Annotated in this window: 18 protein-coding genes and 1 tRNA gene; 2 read left to right on the top strand and 17 right to left on the bottom strand. The window is 54.2% G+C overall.

Going from position 1 to position 17,143, the window contains the following annotated elements:
• Window positions 1-177: 177 nt before the first annotated feature.
• The 15 genes from AC1EKS_RS05085 to lexA form a co-directional block, all read right to left on the bottom strand.
• On the bottom strand, window positions 178-1,905 hold the full coding sequence (locus tag AC1EKS_RS05085; protein WP_481009019.1) for an ABC transporter ATP-binding protein: 1,728 nt from the start codon (window positions 1,903-1,905) through the stop codon (window positions 178-180).
• Window positions 1,906-1,908: 3 nt separating this feature from the next.
• Entirely contained in the window at window positions 1,909-3,648 is a 1,740-nt protein-coding gene (locus tag AC1EKS_RS05080) for an ABC transporter ATP-binding protein (RefSeq protein WP_481009018.1), read from the bottom strand.
• 168 nt (window positions 3,649-3,816) lie between these two features.
• On the bottom strand, window positions 3,817-4,449 hold the full coding sequence (locus AC1EKS_RS05075) for an L-2-amino-thiazoline-4-carboxylic acid hydrolase (RefSeq protein ID WP_481009017.1): 633 nt from the start codon (window positions 4,447-4,449) through the stop codon (window positions 3,817-3,819).
• A gap of 152 nt (window positions 4,450-4,601) precedes the next feature.
• Entirely contained in the window at window positions 4,602-5,393 is a 792-nt protein-coding gene (locus AC1EKS_RS05070) for a class I SAM-dependent methyltransferase (RefSeq protein ID WP_481009016.1), read from the bottom strand.
• Window positions 5,394-5,411: 18 nt separating this feature from the next.
• Window positions 5,412-5,600, bottom strand: a complete 189-nt coding sequence (locus AC1EKS_RS05065; RefSeq protein ID WP_481009015.1) for a hypothetical protein — start codon at window positions 5,598-5,600, stop codon at window positions 5,412-5,414.
• A 128-nt stretch (window positions 5,601-5,728) separates the two neighbouring features.
• Window positions 5,729-6,349, bottom strand: coding sequence for a hypothetical protein (locus AC1EKS_RS05060; RefSeq protein WP_481009014.1), 621 nt, complete (start codon window positions 6,347-6,349; stop codon window positions 5,729-5,731).
• Complete coding sequence (locus tag AC1EKS_RS05055; RefSeq protein ID WP_481010279.1) at window positions 6,346-7,023, bottom strand: hypothetical protein; 678 nt, start codon at window positions 7,021-7,023, stop codon at window positions 6,346-6,348. Before AC1EKS_RS05055 ends, AC1EKS_RS05060 begins: the two co-directional genes overlap by 4 nt.
• 137 nt (window positions 7,024-7,160) lie before the next feature.
• Window positions 7,161-7,757, bottom strand: a complete 597-nt coding sequence (locus AC1EKS_RS05050) for an L-2-amino-thiazoline-4-carboxylic acid hydrolase (RefSeq protein ID WP_481009012.1) — start codon at window positions 7,755-7,757, stop codon at window positions 7,161-7,163.
• Window positions 7,754-8,416, bottom strand: coding sequence for an L-2-amino-thiazoline-4-carboxylic acid hydrolase (locus AC1EKS_RS05045; protein ID WP_481009011.1), 663 nt, complete (start codon window positions 8,414-8,416; stop codon window positions 7,754-7,756). Before AC1EKS_RS05045 ends, AC1EKS_RS05050 begins: the two co-directional genes overlap by 4 nt.
• Window positions 8,413-9,339, bottom strand: coding sequence for a ketopantoate reductase family protein (locus AC1EKS_RS05040; protein WP_481009010.1), 927 nt, complete (start codon window positions 9,337-9,339; stop codon window positions 8,413-8,415). Before AC1EKS_RS05040 ends, AC1EKS_RS05045 begins: the two co-directional genes overlap by 4 nt.
• On the bottom strand, window positions 9,336-10,178 hold the full coding sequence (locus AC1EKS_RS05035) for a class I SAM-dependent methyltransferase (protein WP_481009009.1): 843 nt from the start codon (window positions 10,176-10,178) through the stop codon (window positions 9,336-9,338). Before AC1EKS_RS05035 ends, AC1EKS_RS05040 begins: the two co-directional genes overlap by 4 nt.
• A 9-nt stretch (window positions 10,179-10,187) precedes the next feature.
• A complete protein-coding gene (locus tag AC1EKS_RS05030) occupies window positions 10,188-10,961 on the bottom strand; it encodes an alpha/beta fold hydrolase (protein WP_169771447.1) in 774 nt (257 codons plus the stop codon).
• A 10-nt stretch (window positions 10,962-10,971) separates the two neighbouring features.
• Window positions 10,972-11,169 (bottom strand): hypothetical protein, encoded by a 198-nt coding sequence (locus AC1EKS_RS05025; protein ID WP_481009008.1) that lies wholly within the window; start codon window positions 11,167-11,169, stop codon window positions 10,972-10,974.
• Between the two features lie 78 nt (window positions 11,170-11,247).
• Window positions 11,248-11,321, bottom strand: a tRNA-Met gene (locus AC1EKS_RS05020).
• A 205-nt stretch (window positions 11,322-11,526) separates the two neighbouring features.
• Entirely contained in the window at window positions 11,527-12,216 is a 690-nt protein-coding gene (gene lexA / locus AC1EKS_RS05015; RefSeq protein WP_481009007.1) for a transcriptional repressor LexA, read from the bottom strand.
• Window positions 12,217-12,336: 120 nt separating this feature from the next.
• Here lexA and AC1EKS_RS05010 point away from each other — a divergent pair, with 120 nt between their 5' ends.
• Both AC1EKS_RS05010 and nrdR read left to right on the top strand, forming a co-directional pair.
• Window positions 12,337-12,957 (top strand): hypothetical protein, encoded by a 621-nt coding sequence (locus tag AC1EKS_RS05010; protein WP_481009006.1) that lies wholly within the window; start codon window positions 12,337-12,339, stop codon window positions 12,955-12,957.
• Between the two features lie 153 nt (window positions 12,958-13,110).
• Window positions 13,111-13,605, top strand: coding sequence for a transcriptional regulator NrdR (gene nrdR / locus AC1EKS_RS05005; protein ID WP_481009005.1), 495 nt, complete (start codon window positions 13,111-13,113; stop codon window positions 13,603-13,605).
• On the opposite strand, the gene serA is transcribed toward nrdR, so the two are convergent.
• Together serA and AC1EKS_RS04995 are read right to left on the bottom strand one after the other, a co-directional pair.
• A complete protein-coding gene (serA, locus tag AC1EKS_RS05000; protein WP_481009004.1) occupies window positions 13,574-14,782 on the bottom strand; it encodes a phosphoglycerate dehydrogenase in 1,209 nt (402 codons plus the stop codon). The genes nrdR and serA overlap by 32 nt on opposite strands.
• A gap of 62 nt (window positions 14,783-14,844) precedes the next feature.
• Complete coding sequence (locus AC1EKS_RS04995) at window positions 14,845-17,127, bottom strand: HelD family protein (protein WP_481009003.1); 2,283 nt, start codon at window positions 17,125-17,127, stop codon at window positions 14,845-14,847.
• Window positions 17,128-17,143 lie beyond the last annotated feature (16 nt).

Raw genomic sequence — 17,143 nt, 5'->3', positions numbered from 1 at the left:
GCAGAAAAAGGGATAAATACAGCTTAAATAAATAATCCTGCAACCTTTGGCTTAGCAGTGATAAGGAAGTAATTTAAACATGACTGTTAGCTGACGGATTCGGGTGCTAAAAAGGACACCTATTCTTTTGAATAGATGTCCTTTTTTGTTGTGCCGAAGGGCTGTTTTTGAATTGGGTCAGATGACCCAGCTCTGGCTTTCGGTCTGCAGATCCACCATGTGGGTGTACTGGCCGTTCCGGGCATAAAGTGCATCGGGTGCGCCCTGTTCGGCCACCACGCCGTCGGACAGCACCACGATTTTGTCCGCACCGGCTACGGTGCGCATCCGGTGGGCGATGATAAGAACAGTTTTGTGTTTTATGAGCCGGGAAAGAGCCTCCTGAATGGCAGTTTCGTTCTCCACATCCAAGCTGGCGGTAGCCTCGTCCAGCAGAATGATGGGCGCATCCTTCAGGAAGGCGCGGGCGATGGAAATGCGCTGACGCTCGCCGCCGGAAAGAGCGCAGCCATTCTCGCCGATGTTGGTGTTCCACTTGTCCGGCAGCTTCTCGGCAAATTCCTCGCAGTTTGCCAGCTTTGCCGCCGCAAGGACCTCCTCGTCGGTGGCCCCCTTGCGTCCCAGACGGATGTTTTCCAGAATTGTGTTGTCAAATAGTGTCACATCCTGAAAGACGATGGAATACAGGCTCATGAGCTTTTCCGGGTCGATTCGGGAAACATCCATGCCACCCACGGTGATACGACCCTTCTGGTAATCCCAGAACCGTGCTGCCAGCCGGGAAACGGTGGTCTTGCCGCCGCCGGAGGGGCCTACCAGTGCCGTGACCTCGCCCTGCTTTGCGGTAAAGGAAACATCCCGTAGCACCGTCTCGCCGGAGTTATAGGCAAAGCCCACATGGTCGAACACGATATCGCAGCCCTGATTGGTCAGTTGCTCGCTGCCGGTCTGCAGGGGAGCGTCCAGAATCTCGTTCATCCGCCCCACATTGGTGCGCATGGCAATGACCACCGCCAGATTCTGCAAGGCGCCCTGCATGGGGTCGTACATCCGGGATGCCGCCATCAGGAACAGAAACAGGGTCAGTACGTCGATGCTGCCCTGCACCAGCAGCACCGAGCCGGTGAGCGCCACCGATGCGATGCCCAGCTTGAGCACCATGCCCGCAGAGGACACAAACAGCGCTGTTTCCAACTCTGCCGTGATGGACTGCTTTTCCACTGCCCGAATTTTGTCGGAAAGGCCGGACAGATACCGTTGCTCTGCATTGCTGGCTTTCAGGTCCCGGAGGGTCTCGATGTACTCCTGAATGCCGTCCGCACAGGCCATTTTCGCCGCCATAGTCTTGGCCTGTACCCTGTCCTGCACCCGGTAGCTGCCCACCACGATGGCAGCAGATACCGGAATGACCCACAGGGCCGCCAGTGCCATCCGCCACTCAAATGCAAACAGGCTCAGGGCAATGAGCGCGGTGGAAATAAGGGAGCCGAACAGTCCGGGGATGAAGTGGGAACAGTCCTTTTCCAGCACCTCGCAGTCCGCCATGATGGTGCTTGTCAAGTCGGCAAGGTCGCGCTTGCCGAAAAAGGACAGGGGCAGCTTGCGCAGCCTCTCCGCAAGGGTCAGGCGGCGGGTGCCGCTCTCTTTATAAGTAGTAAAATAGGTGCCGTTATACTGACACCATGTGGTCAGAAAAATCAGCGCAAAGCAGCCCACGCACCCCAGCAGATAGAAGGCGGCCCTTCCGCTTGTGGAGCCTGCCAGCAGGTCTTTTACCAGAAGATACAGCAGCCCGGTGGGCAGCATGAACGCCATGTTCTGGAACGCACACGCCAAAACGCCCTTTACAAGCCCCTTTGCGCCCTCCGGGGAGCTGGCCGTGGCGTGTTGAATTTTTTCAATCATCTCTTACCCCTCCTTTGCGACCTTCCACTGCACCGATGCCTGATACTCCTGCCACATCCTGGCAAACAGTCCGTCCTGTGCACACAATTCGTCCTTTGTACCGGATTCTGCAATTTGCCCATCCTGCACCACATAAATGCAATCGGCGTTAGCTACGGTGGACAGGCGGTGTGCAATCATCAGCACGGTTTTGCCCTTGGCAAGCCGAGCAAAGGCTGCCTGCACCTTTGCTTCATTGTCCGGGTCGGCAAAGGCGGTAGCCTCGTCCAGCAGAATGATGGGCGCATTTTTCAGCATGGCGCGTGCAACGGCAATGCGCTGCTGCTCGCCGCCGGACAGATACACGCCCTTGGTGCCAATGACGGTATGGATACCCGCCGGGAACTTCTCCACAATATCCATGCACTGCGCCGCTTTCAACGCTGCCAGTACCTCAACTTCAGTGGCCTGCGGTCTGCCCAGACGGACGTTGTCCAGAATGCTGTCCTTGAGCAGGCGGCTGTTCTGGAACACAAAGGAGATGGTATCCATTAGCTCTTCCTTGGGGATTGCCCGCACATCGGCCCCGCCCACCCGGACGCTGCCGCTCTGCACATCATAGAACCGGCAGACCAAGTTTGCCAGCGTGGATTTTCCACCGCCGGAGGGGCCTACAAAAGCCACGGTCTGCCCCGGCTGAATCTCCAGCGAAACGCCCTTGATGACCTCCGTTTTGCCGTCATAGCTGAAATGCACATTCTGTAGCGTGACGGAAGCATCCTTCGGGTGCTGCGGAACAGCCTGCACCTGCATGGGCGCTGCTTCCAGCACCGAGTCGATACGTGCCAGCGCATCCGCCACCACCATCTTGCTCTCGCTCATGTACATCATGCGGGTCAAAGTCAGGGAGATCACCGGCGTGATGATGATATAGAACAGCAGGTTCAGCAGAAATTCCGGGGTCACGCCGTGTGCCGTGAACAGCAGCCCGCCCGCGATCAAAAAGGCGAACACGCCGTTGACGGCGGCGGTGTAGAACATCATGGGCAGGCGCAGGTCTTTGGTGTAGGAGATGACCCACTTCTCGTACTCATCAATGGTGGCCTTGAACTTTTTGAAGGAAAATACCGATTGCCCGAAGGTCTTGACCACCGGAATGCCACGGACATACTCCACCGCCTCGTTGGACATAGCCTCCAAGGCGTTGCCGTACTGCCGCATTTTTTCAGCCATCCGCTTGCCGGTCATGGTCGCCATGATGAGGAAAGCCAGCACCACAGGCGCAAGGCTCAGCAGCCCCAGCCGCCAGTCGAATGCCAGCAGCAAAACCAGCAGCCCCACCGGGGTGGCGATGGCGTTGTACTGGTCTGGCAGCTGGTGGGCAAGATAGGTCTCGGCGGCTCCGGTGCTTTCGTTGATGATCTTGCGCAGCTTGCCGCTGCCAAAAGTTTCGGCAAAGCCCAGCGGCAGCACCGCCAAATGCTCCGACACCGCCAGCCGCAGATTGGTCGCCACCCGGAACGCCGACAGGTGGGAGCACATCAGCGCTGCAATGTAAATAAGGTAAGACAGCACTGCAAACAACACTGCCATCCAGCCGTAATGAGGGATGTTCACCGCCTGCGCATAGTCCGGCGCGGCGTTCAGCACATCCCGCAGGATCTTCCAAATGTACACAAAGGGCACCAGCGCCACCAGCGCACTGACCGCAGACAGCACCCACGAAGCGTAGGTGAAATATCGGTAGTTCCCGGCATAACCCATCAGCCGGGAAAGATCGGACTGTTTTTCACGAAAAGACCTCCTTCAAATAATTTTTATGCAAACTGGTATGATCGCGGCTGCACGGAATGGTGCAGCTCCAGGCAAAGGAATCGTGAAGAAGCACCTTGCTTTCCGATTCAGGCATCACCGATGAAACAGAAGTAGGATTCAAGGTCGTTCTTTGTTGCCTGTAATAAAGTAGTCGCAATACTCTCCGCCATTCGCCAGCGTCTGTTTCCTGTGCAGAACGCCATGCTGAAGCGTGATCATCACTTCGTCAAGCTCGCAGAACAACGGCATAAGTTCGGAAACACCGAGATTTCGCGCATAGGAACAGATGGGGCAGCGGGTGATGCGGTAGTAGCAGGCACCCTCATACGGCTGCCCGTCAAAATCCACCTTGAAGGAGGTCGGGTATTCCGCCTCCTTTTCGGGCGTATACCACTTGGCGTATTTGACAACGCTCTTTTTGTTCTCCGCCTTACCCTTGTCGGTATTCAAGTCGGTCTTTGCAAAGTACCACTTGATATGATAGAGTGAGCGGCGCATCATTTCCTGCACGGTTTCCGGCGGGATTTTTTTCTCACTTGCCACATAGGGTGCGACAAAGGCAAGGGCAAACAGCTCGTTGTACGCCATTGGGTTATCGTCACCGATGTCGTCCGCTTTCTCGACCAGTTCACGATAGACTTTTTTGCTCTTTTTCATGATGTCAGCGGCATATTCCCTGCCGTATTTCTCTGCCAGAACCTTTTTCATCGGGCTTTTGAACATCCAGAAATAAAAACCGTTATATTTCATATCGCTTTTCCTCCCGTGATTTATTTGCAGACCCGAAAAACGCAGCCCAGCCGCCGAGGGGACAGGCCATCATTGCATCCATATACCGCTTAGCAGTCTTGCCTACATAATTTCCGCAAGGGAACGGTCAGCTTTCGCTGATGCCACACTGATTACTTCCTTCCCACCAACAGGGTCGAACCGTGCAGCATCAGCCGTTTGGCTTCCTTGGGGGTCATAAATTTGCCCGTGGTCGTATCGATCAGTTCCACACGCTCATAGCCCATCTCCCTGAGCTTTTGGACAAACGCCTGCATATCCCCGTATCGCCGCTCAGACATCAGGTCATGGATGGCAAACGTTCCACCTTTTTTCAGCACCCGCAGCGTTTCCAGCAAAAGCACCTGCTTATCCTCTCCGGTGATGTTGTGATAGACATAGTTGCTTGTCACCGCATCAAAACTCTCATCCGGAAAATCCAGCTTCACAGCGTTCCCGCGTTGGAACGAAATATTTGTCACGCCCTCTGCGGCGGCATTCTTTTCGCACAACGGCAGACTGAAGGAAGCATATTCCTTGCCCCAGCGGTCGATGCCAATCATTTTTCCCTGCGGGTTTCGTTTGGCACAGGCAATGGTCAGCGCACCGCTGCCGCAGCCCACATCCAGCCCAATGCCGCCCTCCGGCGGGGTGACATAATGCGCGGTTCCTTCGATGATCTGCTTTGAGAGCTTGCGCTCGCCGTCATAGGAAAAGCTCCGATAGGCATGCACGCACCACTCGGTGCACTTTGCACAGATGACAAAGGCGATGCCGAATGCCACCCCCAGCACAATGCGCAGTTTTCCGCTCACACCGATTCCGAATACGCCAAAGATGAGCAGCAGCGCAAGCGACAGCACTGTTCCGGCAATCAACGAATACAACATCCCTTTGGGGATCCAGTTTTTGTAATCAGGTTTCATATGCAAGACTCCTTTTTTTCATTGGGTGTGCTTTTTCACGGAAAGACTTCCTTCAAAAAATTTCCGCAAAAATGCTTCCATCAAATCAAGATACCGTTCCGACTGAACGATGAAGCCCACATGACCGCCCGGAACCGTGCGGATCTCTGCATCCAGTTTCCGGAACAGTTGTGCAAAACGGTTCTGATGCACTTCTGCAAAAAACACAGACAATTCAGCAATCGCTGTCAGCCTGCGAGATGCGCAGAGTGCTTTTTCTCATACACCGCAACCGCTATGCACCAGCGGAGGAACTTTTTCGTTTCTTCTTTTTTCATTACGCTACTGTCCTTTCCTCACACTGTCCCGTTTTCATTTGACGGCTTCGGGTACTTGATCAGGTCATACATCTTGCCATAGGCGCCAAGATCATGCGTTTCTGCAAGTTCCATACCCAGATGCACATATTTGTCGCACTTAGATTTTGCATCCGTTTCCAGAATCACCGGCACACCCAGCCGATTTCCCTCGGCAAAGGCAATGTCCAGCACCTTTGGCATATATCCCTGCCCCTGATATTTCTCCCGCACACAGACAAGTCCAACGAAAATGTAGGGTTTCTTTTCCTTGTCCATGCGGTCTTGCAGGGAAGCCCCTCCCCGCTTGATAGCGATACCAAACCGCAGAAGGCGCTTCAGGGTGGAGTTGCGCAGCATTCCGCAGGCAATGGGCCACATCGTCTTGAGTCCCATCTTCTCCTTTGGCAGCTTATAGGCGATATAGCCCTCGCCCTGCTCGCTGATAGTGTGCAGAAAGCCGCCCCGCAGCACCCCGCGCACATAAGCGCAGATATAGTTTGCAGTGGCTTCTTTCCCGGAAAAGGCAGCGGCCATTCCCGTTTCCTCTCCGTAGTCATAATAGCCGAAAGCGTGGCCGATATCATGGATGGATTTCTCGTCCAATGTTGTAACTTTCATTGTATTTCACTTTCCTGATTCTGCTGCGCATCTCCCACTGTCTCGCCGTCCGCCAGAAAGCGTTCCAGCTCCGACGCAAGCAGTGCCGGATGATTGATGATATCGCCATGGCCAAAACCCGGGAAGCAGCGGACCATCAGACCCGGATATGCCGTCCGCAGCCGCTGGATGGCCTTTTTCATGTGCCCTTCTTTTTCTCCGTACCAACAGGCGACCTTTGCATCGGGCTGTACCAAAAAGTCCGTTCGATAGAGATAAAGTCCTGCCTCCCAAGTGGCCCGGACGGATTCCAAGCTGATATGATCCGGGATGCGGCGGAGCATGGTCTGCATTCCCTGCTCCGTCTGCCCCATAAAGCGCAGTGCCCATGCAGGCATGTACTTTTCGTGTGCCGTTCGATACTGCTTTTGTGGCATAACCTTCAAGATCAGTCGATTCAGCACCCCGAAATCCAGATACTCCGGCCCGCTGAGGATCATCCGACCAATCCGAATGTTTGGAGAAGCCTTCAGAAAAACAGCCGGTCCACAGCCCAGCGACTCTGCAAAAAGCAGATCCAGCCGTCCGTCAAGCTCTTTTTCAATATAACCGGCCAACTTGTCCGCCTGATTCTGGGCGGTCGTGTAGGTTGTTTTGCCTGTTCCGTCAAAGCCATCGAAGCTGACGGCATACACGCAGAATTTCCTTTCCAGCAGCGGGATCAAATCCTAAAACTGCCGCCAGCACATAAGATTTCCGTGCAGCAGCATAATGGTCTTTCCCCGCATATCGCCGAATCGTTTGATCTCCATGCCAATATGCCTCCCCGCTATTATCGGACCTTCATGCAAAAATCACAGCGATCATTGCCGCGCCCCAGCGTTATGGTTCTCTCCCAGATCAGCTTCGGATGCAGCCCGGTATAGCTGATGTCATCACTGTCACAAAAACAGCGGCACAGCTCCGGGCAGCCGTATTCTACGCAGGTGTCGTGATAGGGACACTTCATCATATCCACACGCCAGATGTCGTTGCCGGTCTGCAGCTCTTTTGGGACAAAGCCCGCCGCCGGGCCGAAAACGCTCCGGGTGGATTTGACGAAAACGCCGGGAACAAGGCGGTAAAGCCCCGGTATGTGCAGCAGGGCGGCAAGCTGTTTGTGGCTCGTTCTCGCCAAGCGCTCCACATAGCCGTGAACGGTTTGCAGTGCCTCCTCTTTCGGCATGACCCGCTGCAAGGTCTCGTAGGCCGAAATGCCCGGTAATATCTGCCGCTTGAGGTGGTATTGCTTTTCCTTGCTTGCATCTGCATTTTCAGCCAGCAGCACATTCAACCGCGCATCAAAAAAAGCATTCAGCTCCTTGGCCTGCGAGGGAAAGCACTGTGCCGCAGTCTCCCGAAAATCACGGGAAAGATAGGTTTCCTTCATCGTCCGGCCTCCGTCTCAGACTTCACGAAGCCCTTCTTTTTATACCCGCAGTCGCAGTATGGGCCGCCGGAGGCGAGAGTGTACTGCCGCACAAAATCAGTCGCGCCGCCCGCCTCGCTCATGGTGTAGTCCAGACGGCACAGCGCGGGAGTGAGGTCATATAGCCCCAGCTTTTTCATCAGCACACAGATGCCGCATTTGGTGAAGCGTCCCTCGTAGCCGCTGCCATCCGGGTATTCGTAAAACTCCATGTTCCAGGAGTAGGGGTTGCGGTCAGCGGCTCTCAGCGCGGCGGTGGCTTTCATACCGGCAATGTCCTTTTCGGTAAATTTGCTCTTTCCGCTCTTGCGGCAGAACCACTGCATGGGCGCTGTCATCATGGATCTTGCGTAGTAATCCGTCAGCCTGTCCACCTCCGGGCGCTGCGGCATGGAGAGGATGAACGCGCCGAGCATTGCGCAGTTGACGATGTTCATCTTGAAGCGGTCCGCTTTTTCAAACTCCGGCAAACCAGCAATGATCTGCCGGTATTGTGGCTTTGCCTTTTTCGTGATGGCTTTTGCGGTAGCTGCATCATAGCCCAGCACAGCGGTCAGCTGCTTTTGAAAGGAGCCAGCAAACAGCACCCACATTCCAAAGGGCATTCCAGCGTATTTCATTGCAGATACCTCCCGGCTTCCGCTTCCAGTGCCTGCCATACCGGGTAGGCTGCGCCGTTCGCATCGAAAAATTTCTTGAGATCCCGGTTCAGCGCACTCATTTCGTCGATGGCGTTCATGGCATGGTCGGAGGCGCAGAGTTTTCCCAGCGAGGTGGTGCACATCAGCTTGAAAAAGCGCAGGCAGGTCTTGCGGTACTTTTCACTCTCAAAATCTGCGTCCGCCTTTGGCAAAATGTCGTGTCCAGCATTGCGTATGGCACGATAGCCCTCTATGTTGGCATCCAGCAAACGGTTCAGGTATGCAGTGTCGACCCTGAGCTTTTTCAGGTTGCCGTCCGTCTTATAGCAGGCGAAGGCCGCCGGCATCACGAACGCGGCATGGCAGAGCAGATAGTCCTCCATGTTCGGCTCATAAACAACCTTATATTTTGTGCCGTGGAAGATGCGCCTGATCAGCTGTTTATTGGAGGATGCACCCGACAGCTGTCCGATGGTGATCTTTTTCAGGTCGATGGAGACCACCCGGTCAACCTCCCGATGCCCCGCAGAAAGCGCAAAGGCAAACAGGACGTTCTTCCCCGGCAGCGCCGCCACCAGTGCCCTCGCCTGCACATTGTTCCCCACAAAAACGATGTTCCTTGTCCGGTTCGCCCGCAGCGTGTCCAGAACAGAATCCAGCTGCGTATAGCGCAGGACCACAAAGATTACATCGTACATTGCATCCGGTGCAAGTTCAGTCACCACCGGAATGCGGCTGATTGATACGCGGGGCGAAAACTTATCCTTGATCCGCAGTCCGTTCTGCTTGATTTCCGCTGCCCAGTTTCCCCGCGCAAGCAAGGTGACGTCCTTTCCGGCACGCAGCAGATTTCTTGCCAGATTGCACCCCAGAACGCCTGCACCGTATACCAGAATTTTCATTGATTGCCTTCAAAACCGATCTTCACAATTTGCATTTTCATCCTGTTATCCCCGACCTTTGCAAGAAAACGGAAAAAGCCGCTGACGGACGGGTCCTTCAAATCGTTGTAGCCCAGCATATAGCCGCGGCTCGTGACCTGCAAGCGGCTATCCCACGCACTGATCTCTTGGGGAGCGTCCGAAACCGCGAAATACGCGCCCACATCCTTGATTTTCGCAGTCCTGAGCCACGTTTTTGCAATCATCTTCACCGCCGTGCGGTTGGCAGCATCAAACACCAGCACACCGCCGGGGAAGGCGTCTGCCATACCCTGCACAAGAGCTTTGACCTGCTCGGTCAGGAAGTAATAGAACACGCCGGAGGCAAAGAATACCGCACCGTTTGAAGAGTCAATTTTTCTAAACCATTCGGTATTGTTCAAATCGCATGGGATATTTTCCTCACGCTCCCCGGCGGGCAAAAGCTCGTTACGCACGGCTATGACATCGGGAAAGTCCAGATTGTAAATTTTGCAGCTGCCGTTGTCGCAGGCTCTGCCGGTGTTGTCCAGCCCGCAGCCCAGATTGACCACCGCCGCGTTGGGGTGAGCCTTCAAATAGTCGCGCACCTCCCATGCCAGATCGTTCTGCCGCATGGCAACCTCCAGTGAACCGAAACGCTGCATCAGGCCGCGGGAGTTTTTCTCCGCCTCTGAAAAATCGTAGTCGATCTCGTCAATCAGGCGAACCGCTGTTTCGTCCCGGTTGAGATTCGGGTATAGTTCTGAGCAGACCTTCCGCGCATACAGCGGAATGATCAGCGTCTCCTGTACGGTGTTTTTCTCGATTTTGTATTTCATGGGTATCACTCACTTTCTGATAAATGGCAGTTCCGGCATACAGTCACGCTCGGCGATGTGTGCCAGCATTTCGGCGAACCCCTTCGGATCACGAATCTGATATTGCATGTGATCGTATCCCTCAAACACGGGATAATGGCCGCAGGGGTAGGCTTCCATCACTGCTTGACGGTATTTGAAATGCTCCTCTTTGCTGCCGAACTCGAAATAAGTATGCTCTTGCAGCTTCTCGGGAAGCGGCGGAAAGGGCTTGTCCTCCAGACTGTCCGCCATCTGGCGGCGCAAATTTGTATAGGTCAGATTTTCCCCTGCGGCTATAAAATGCGGCTTTATGGAATCGTCGTCACACCACAGAATCTTTTTCAGTGTGCCGCCCTTCGACCAGTACAGGCTCTTGATGGCAAAATACAGAAACGGCGTCATGATACGACGCATGCCCTTTCCGATTTGGGCGAACTGCCCGCCGTCAAAGAAAGCGTGCTCCACGGGCAGCTTCATCTGCGTCAGAAACGCCATGGCAAGGTCTGCACCGATGGAAGAAGCGACCACCATCGCCAGCCGCTCCACGCCCTGTCGATGCAGAAAGCCCTCCACCTGCCGTATTTCGTCCAGCTTGCTGACATATTTCTGCCCCTCACAGTAAACGGTGGAGGTGGGCAAGATACAGAAATATCGATCCTGCAAACACCTCGCAATCGGTTCGCTGCTCGATCCTGTCACACCCATTGCATGAAAGAACAGCACGGCAGGATTCCTCCTGTCGCCGTATGTTTGAAACAGCATTTCTATCGCCTCAGCTTTCCATAAAAAGCATCATGATTGCCGCCAGTGCTGCCGAAATGACCGCCATACCAACTGTGCCGAACAGCCACTTTTTCTGTTTGTCTTTTGCGGTGATGTACGGTTTCAGGTCTTCCGTTCCCGGAATTTCCCATGCGTTCGTATGTCCTACCCAATAGCCGTCAACCCAAAATCGGTCTATGAGATTCATAACGGACAGTATGACCAGCAGTTGCCAAAAGCCCGCAAGAAAACCCCGCGCACCGTTGAGTTACAGGATTTTCCTTAGTAGCGGGGGCTGGATTTGAACCAACGACCTCCGGGTTATGAGCCCGGCGAGCTACCGAACTGCTCCACCCCGCGTCGGCTTGTCTATGTTAAGCAGGTGAGGCAACTAAACGCAAAAAAATTCACTGTAGAAGAAGTCACGTTAAGGAAGTCGAAGTTAAAACGGCAGTACAAAAGCAAATGATCGGAAAAATAAACTGCTAATCAAGGGTTATTAAACTGACGGGTGAAGGCTAATAGCTGGGATGGAAATCCCTAGAAAAAAGAAGCAATTACTTTTTTATAGCGCCCGCAGAACGGTTACGACTTTTCCTAAAATCGTGGCGTTATCGCCAGGAATGGGAGTAAATGCCGGGTTGTGGGGGAGGAGCCAGATATGCCCCTCACGGCGTGCCAGAGTTTTGACGGTGGCTTCGCCGTCAATCATGGCGGCTACGATTTCGCCAAGTTCTGCCACGTTTTGGCGGCGCACCACCACCCAATCGCCATCGCAAATCGCCGCATCAATCATGGATTCGCCGTGGACTTTCAACATAAATAGCTCGCCATCCCCGGTAAGTAGGGTGGGGAGAGTAAAAACGTCCTCGATGTGTTGCTGGGCGTCGATAGGAGTACCGGCCGCAATTTGACCCACCAAGGGAATGGCGTGATGGTTTAAGGGAGCAACTTCCGCATTTGCAGAAATGTTGCTGGGGGCTGTCTCATCTGGAGTAGCATGCGGAGCGAACTGGGGATTAATTTCGAGGGCGCGACTGCGCCCGGCTGCGCGAAGTAAAAACCCTTGGCTGACCAGGTTATCTAAATGATGTTTTACGGTTGAGGAAGACGATAGCCCTACTGCAGCAGCTATTTCCCGCACCGAGGGAGGATAGCCGCGATCACGAATCCCGGCACAGACTGCTTCAAAAATACTGCGCGTACGTGGACGTAGGTCAGCAAGGTCTAGTTCGCGCTCTGGTTCTTGTCTCATGTTCCTCCCGCCTTCGTAAACCGATTCTAGGAAACTGTGACCCATTATGCAAACATTTGTTCGACAAATTTGGAATTTTCGCTTGATTTTCCTACCGGTTATCGCTAGTCTATCAAACAGATGTTCGAAGAACATTTGTTCGAGAAAGGTAAAGTCATGTCCACACAGCTTTCTTTCAATCTGGAAGAACTAGCCCAAAAACGGGTAGTGGGTTTGGGGGACTACCAGTTGGCGCAGCAGCCAACGGTAAAAAGCAAACGCCCTCACCTGCAGTTGGTCGACGCTACCTATTTAGAACGTGCGCGGGCAAAGACCCGCCATCCTGCGGGATCAAAACTCACCTGTCCACTCGCCGTCGGTAGGGAGAACCGTACGGAGGGAGCGGCAGCTGCTTTTGACTCGCTTCCACAGTGGGCGCGCCGAGCGCGGCGCTCTGTCAAGGTAGAACCTATGTTGGCAGCGGTTCCTCCCGCTGCCAACGCGGAAAACCAAGACAGTGCGCGGCGCTCGGCTCCCCAAAACAAGCTAACTCGCAACCTCTGGGTTCCCCGGATCAGCCGGAAACTATTCCGGGTTTGCCTAGGCCTACTAGCAGTAGCTGCGGCCCTGATCGCCGGTACCGGCCTGGGATGGTATTGGGATGCAGCAGGAGCTGGGGATCAAGCAGTGCCGCAAGTATCTGGGGAGCTGGTGACAGAAAATAGTCAGGCATCCTCTGCGGATCTACTTTTAGGACAGTAAATTAACTGCCGGCTCCCCGCCGCAAGTCGCTATCCCCGGGGACGCAAATGCGCATTTTGTAAGCTGATCTCTGCTTGCGGAATCGTCTCTTAGAGGGCAGTGATGCAAGAGTGTCATATGTTGCGATAAGCTAGACCTCCAGGTTGTTTATTCATGGGGGAAACCTTGCACTGTCCGTTCTGTCATAACGATGATTCTCGAGTAATTGATTCGCGAACCGCTGAAGACGGCAACGCTATTCGGCGGCGCCGGGAGTGTACCGCGTGCAATAAACGATTCACCACTATCGAGTCTGCGGCTCTTTCAGTACGCAAACGTTCGGGGATCCTGGAGCCTTTTTCCCGCGAGAAAGTAGTTAGCGGAGTAAAGAAAGCCTGCCAAGGACGTCCGGTCAGTAACGATGACCTGGCGAAACTAGCGCAGCAGGTGGAAGAAGACCTGCGTGCCACGGGGAAATCGCAAATCGATAGCCATTCGATTGGACGCGCCATTCTCAGGCCGCTTAGAGAACTAGACGTTGTCGCCTATCTCCGTTTCGCCTCGGTATATTCCTCATTCGACGATCTGGATGATTTCCAAGCCGCCATTGACGAAATCCGAGCTGAGCAGGATGAAACTAGCGCAGAGATAACACCCGCAGCCCAATAGTTTCGGGCATAGAACGAATCTCTGCCACCGCCGAGACTGGCAGCTCGGAAGCAATATCCGTAAGCGCGTATCCAACCTCACCTTCGGTGCCCAGGATCTGACCATTAATGTTCACATCCTGGTTGGCGAAAACCTGGTTGATACGACCTAGCACCCCGGGCATATTCGCGTGTAAGAATGCCAAGCGATATAAAGAATCAGGATGCGCGTTCAGGTTCAAATTGGGCATATTTACGCTCATTTCAGTGCTGCCCCGGTGCCAATATTCAGCTATTTTATGTGCTACAAACTGACCGATATCAAACTGGGCCTCCAAGGTAGAGCCCCCGATATGCGGAGTCAAAATGGTGTTAGGCAGCCCCAGCAGAGGGGAGTGGAACTCGTTTCCGTTCTTCTTAGGTTCTTCGGGATACACATCCACCGCAGCCCCCGAAACTTTTCCGGAACGAATATTCTCTGCTAAGGCCTCCACATCTACCACGGTGCCCCGCGACAAGTTTATGAAAATCACGCCGTCTTTCATCTGTTCAAACTGGCGCTTGCCGATTAAACCTTCGTTGGATTTACGTCCATCAACGTGCAGGGAAATGAAATCGGCAGTTTTTAGAACTTCATCCATAGAGGGTAAAGCGCGGGCATTACCCATAGCCAAACGCTGGGCGGAGTCATAAAAGACTACATTCATTCCCATTGCCTCGGCCAGTACCGAAAGCTGGGTTCCGATATTTCCATAACCGATGATCCCTAGGGTCTTTCCGCGTACTTCATGTGATCCGGAGGCGCTCTTATTCCAGATTCCGCGTTGTAAATCGTGGTTACGGGTCTCAATGTGGCGCGCCAGGTTGATGATGTGTCCAATAGCCAGTTCCACCACCGAGCGGGTGTTGGAATAGGGGGCGTTAAAAACCGTGACTCCGTCTTTCGTTGCAGCTGGTAAATCTACCTGATTGGTCCCGATGCAAAAGCACCCCACTACCTGCAGGCGCGGGCAGGAGGAGATTACCCGCGAGGTGATATGAGTCTTTGAGCGGATACCCACGATATCGGCATCTTGCAATCGTTCGATCAAAGCATCCTCGTCTAGAGAGCCTTTGACCCGCTCTATCTCAATGTCGTAACTGGAAAAAACCTCATCCGCTACCTGGTGCGGATCCTCAAGTAAAACTGCCTTCGTCATGTCTCTATCTTTTCAGCGCGGCCTTTGCTTGGCAAAACTGTCCGCTCTGCGGTCCCAACCTATTAGCTCCACCCTTTGGGGAGCTGGCTGGTATATAGGGTGACGAGGTGGCGGGTAGGGCGGGTCATCGCCACGAATAAATTTCCGACGCTTTCGGTAGAAATATGGGCCGGTTCCAGCAGAATTACGCTGTCGAACTCCAGTCCTTTGGAAGTAACTGCAGATAGCAAACAAACTCGATCGCTAATCGGATCGCTACCTACCTCCAGGGAAAGTTGAGAAACCAGAGGGGTAATCTCCGGGAAATCTCCGTCGCTGCAAATCAGGGCAATGCGTCCTCGCCCTTGACCTAAGGTGCGGTCTAAGTAGCTGACCTCGTCGGTAATAGCTTCGCTTAAAGCTGGGCCGTCAATTGCGGCTACCTTCCTGGTTATCAGCGAGTCGGGATCTTGTCGGACCGCCTGTACCGGATAGGGGGAGGGGCGGCCGGCAGCGGCAGTAACTGTCTCCGCTAAGTCCATAATCTCTTTGGGAGTGCGATAACACACCGTTAAATAGGCCTCTTCTTCCAGGGCGTCGCTGGCAGGTCCCAGCAGCTGGCTCCAAGAAGAACCGCCTTTAGTAATCCGCTGGGCTAGGTCTCCTACCACGGTAAATGAACGCGACGGGCAGCGCCGCAGCAGGCAACGCCAATCCATCGGGGATAGTTCTTGGGCTTCATCGACCACCACGTGTCCATAGGTCCAGGTGCGGTCGGCATAGGCTTTCTCCGCTAGAGAACACTCTTCTCGGCTGGCTTCTGCCCGGCGAGCCAGCATATTGGCGGAAACAATTCCGTCTCCCAGTCCCTGCCCCTCGATCGCAGCCTGAGCACGAGTACGCTCTCGCTCGCGGGCAGCAGATCGGGCACGCCGGGAACTGGGAGAGGTAACGTCTGGCAAATCTCCGAGAAGTTCCGCTAGCTCATCGAGTAAGGGTACGTCGGCGGGTGTAAAGGCGTCTCCTTTCGGGCGGTAAAGAATTTCTTGTTCCTCGATACTGAATTCGCTGGCAAAGCGGGCAAGGAATGCGGGATATGCATAAAGTCTTCGCAAAAGATCTTGAGCAGAGTAGGGCATCCAACAAAGATTGATTACCCGGCGGACATTGAGGTTAGAGCGCAAATCTTCACGCACCAGAGCCCGCTCAGAAAGGGCGTCGCGATTGGATTCAATCTCGCCTAAGCCGGCAGCTTGGGCGGCTATGGTTAGCTCTGCTTGTTCGCGGCGTGTTTCAGTATCTAGGTACTGGTCAGTTAAGGAATCCAACACCTGGGAAACAAAGATTTCCCGCGCCTGGTTGTGAGGCTTGCCGCTTAGACGCGCTCGGCGAATTGCCTCTTTTACTACTCGCGGATGCAACACCAGTTTAGTTGCGCCCGCCGCTAATTGTTGATCCGCTTCTGGAACCCGCTGCAAAGAGCGCACCGTATTTTTAATCAGGTTTACCCAGCGTAAATCACCTTTTAAAGCCGCGATCTTCGGGTGTTCTTTTCCCTGGGCGCCAGTGCCGGGCAATATATTTGCCATGGTGGTGGAGACCACCCCGGTTTCTCCCAGGGCAGGTAATACTTGCTCAATGTAGCGTAAAAAAGCGGGGGAAGGGCCTACTATCAACACCCCGGATTTCGCTAAGCGTTCTGCCTGTTCATAGAGCAAAAAGGCGGCGCGATGCAATGCCACTGCGGTTTTCCCGGTGCCCGGCCCGCCCTGGATTACCAGGATTTGGGAGGTGTTAGCGCGGATTATGCGATCTTGTTCCCCTTGAATAGTGGCCACAATATCTCCCATATGGCCGGAGCGTTCTGCTTGTAGCGATGCCAACAGCGCCCCTTCGCCTTGCAGCTCTACCCCTTCTTGATGTGCATGGGATAGGTCAAAGGGTTCGTCCTCTAGCGAGGTGACCTTCCGGCGGTGTAAACCGATATGGCGCCGACTAGCCATTCCCATCGGTTGGCGGGCAGTTGCCTGATAAAAGGCAGTAGCGGCGCTGGCCCGCCAATCCATTAGCACCTGCGAATGGTTGCTATCTTGCAGCCCTACCCGGCCAATATAGAATTCATTGCCCGAAAGGGGAGTCAATTTTCCAAATACGAGGCGTTCTTCCACTCGTTCTAAGCGGCTAGCTTGATCTCCTAAATGAGCTGCCATTACGTCACGTTCAGAGCGGTTTTGTGGGGAACCAGTGGCGCCTAGTGCCTGTACCTGGCGTTGACGCTTGCGATAGCCGGTGCGCGCATCATCTAACACCTGGTAGATGCGATCTACTTCCGCCTGCTCACGAGCAAGTTCTGCGGGATCAGTCAAGAAGTTCCCCTTCCCT

The organism is Varibaculum sp. C0165D1 (assembly GCF_056590355.1).
This window is presented reverse-complemented; position numbering and strand designations above follow the sequence as displayed.

Bases quoted from the DNA above. Each gene is read 5' to 3' on its own strand.
- AC1EKS_RS05050 (WP_481009012.1), bottom strand. From the start codon at position 7,757: ATGAAGGAAACCTATCTTTCCCGTGATTTTCGGGAGACTGCGGCACAG.
- serA (WP_481009004.1), bottom strand. From the start codon at position 14,782: ATGACGAAGGCAGTTTTACTTGAGGATCCGCACCAGGTAGCGGATGAG.
- lexA (WP_481009007.1), bottom strand. From the start codon at position 12,216: ATGAGACAAGAACCAGAGCGCGAACTAGACCTTGCTGACCTACGTCCA.
- nrdR (WP_481009005.1), top strand. From the start codon at position 13,111: ATGGGGGAAACCTTGCACTGTCCGTTCTGTCATAACGATGATTCTCGA.
- AC1EKS_RS05075 (WP_481009017.1), bottom strand. From the start codon at position 4,449: ATGAAATATAACGGTTTTTATTTCTGGATGTTCAAAAGCCCGATGAAA.
- AC1EKS_RS05070 (WP_481009016.1), bottom strand. From the start codon at position 5,393: ATGAAACCTGATTACAAAAACTGGATCCCCAAAGGGATGTTGTATTCG.
- AC1EKS_RS05030 (WP_169771447.1), bottom strand. From the start codon at position 10,961: ATGCTGTTTCAAACATACGGCGACAGGAGGAATCCTGCCGTGCTGTTC.
- AC1EKS_RS05060 (WP_481009014.1), bottom strand. From the start codon at position 6,349: ATGAAAGTTACAACATTGGACGAGAAATCCATCCATGATATCGGCCAC.
- AC1EKS_RS05025 (WP_481009008.1), bottom strand. From the start codon at position 11,169: ATGAATCTCATAGACCGATTTTGGGTTGACGGCTATTGGGTAGGACAT.
- AC1EKS_RS05040 (WP_481009010.1), bottom strand. From the start codon at position 9,339: ATGAAAATTCTGGTATACGGTGCAGGCGTTCTGGGGTGCAATCTGGCA.
- AC1EKS_RS05045 (WP_481009011.1), bottom strand. From the start codon at position 8,416: ATGAAATACGCTGGAATGCCCTTTGGAATGTGGGTGCTGTTTGCTGGC.
- AC1EKS_RS05085 (WP_481009019.1), bottom strand. From the start codon at position 1,905: ATGATTGAAAAAATTCAACACGCCACGGCCAGCTCCCCGGAGGGCGCA.
- AC1EKS_RS05010 (WP_481009006.1), top strand. From the start codon at position 12,337: ATGTTCGAAGAACATTTGTTCGAGAAAGGTAAAGTCATGTCCACACAG.
- AC1EKS_RS05080 (WP_481009018.1), bottom strand. From the start codon at position 3,648: ATGGGTTATGCCGGGAACTACCGATATTTCACCTACGCTTCGTGGGTG.
- AC1EKS_RS05035 (WP_481009009.1), bottom strand. From the start codon at position 10,178: ATGAAATACAAAATCGAGAAAAACACCGTACAGGAGACGCTGATCATT.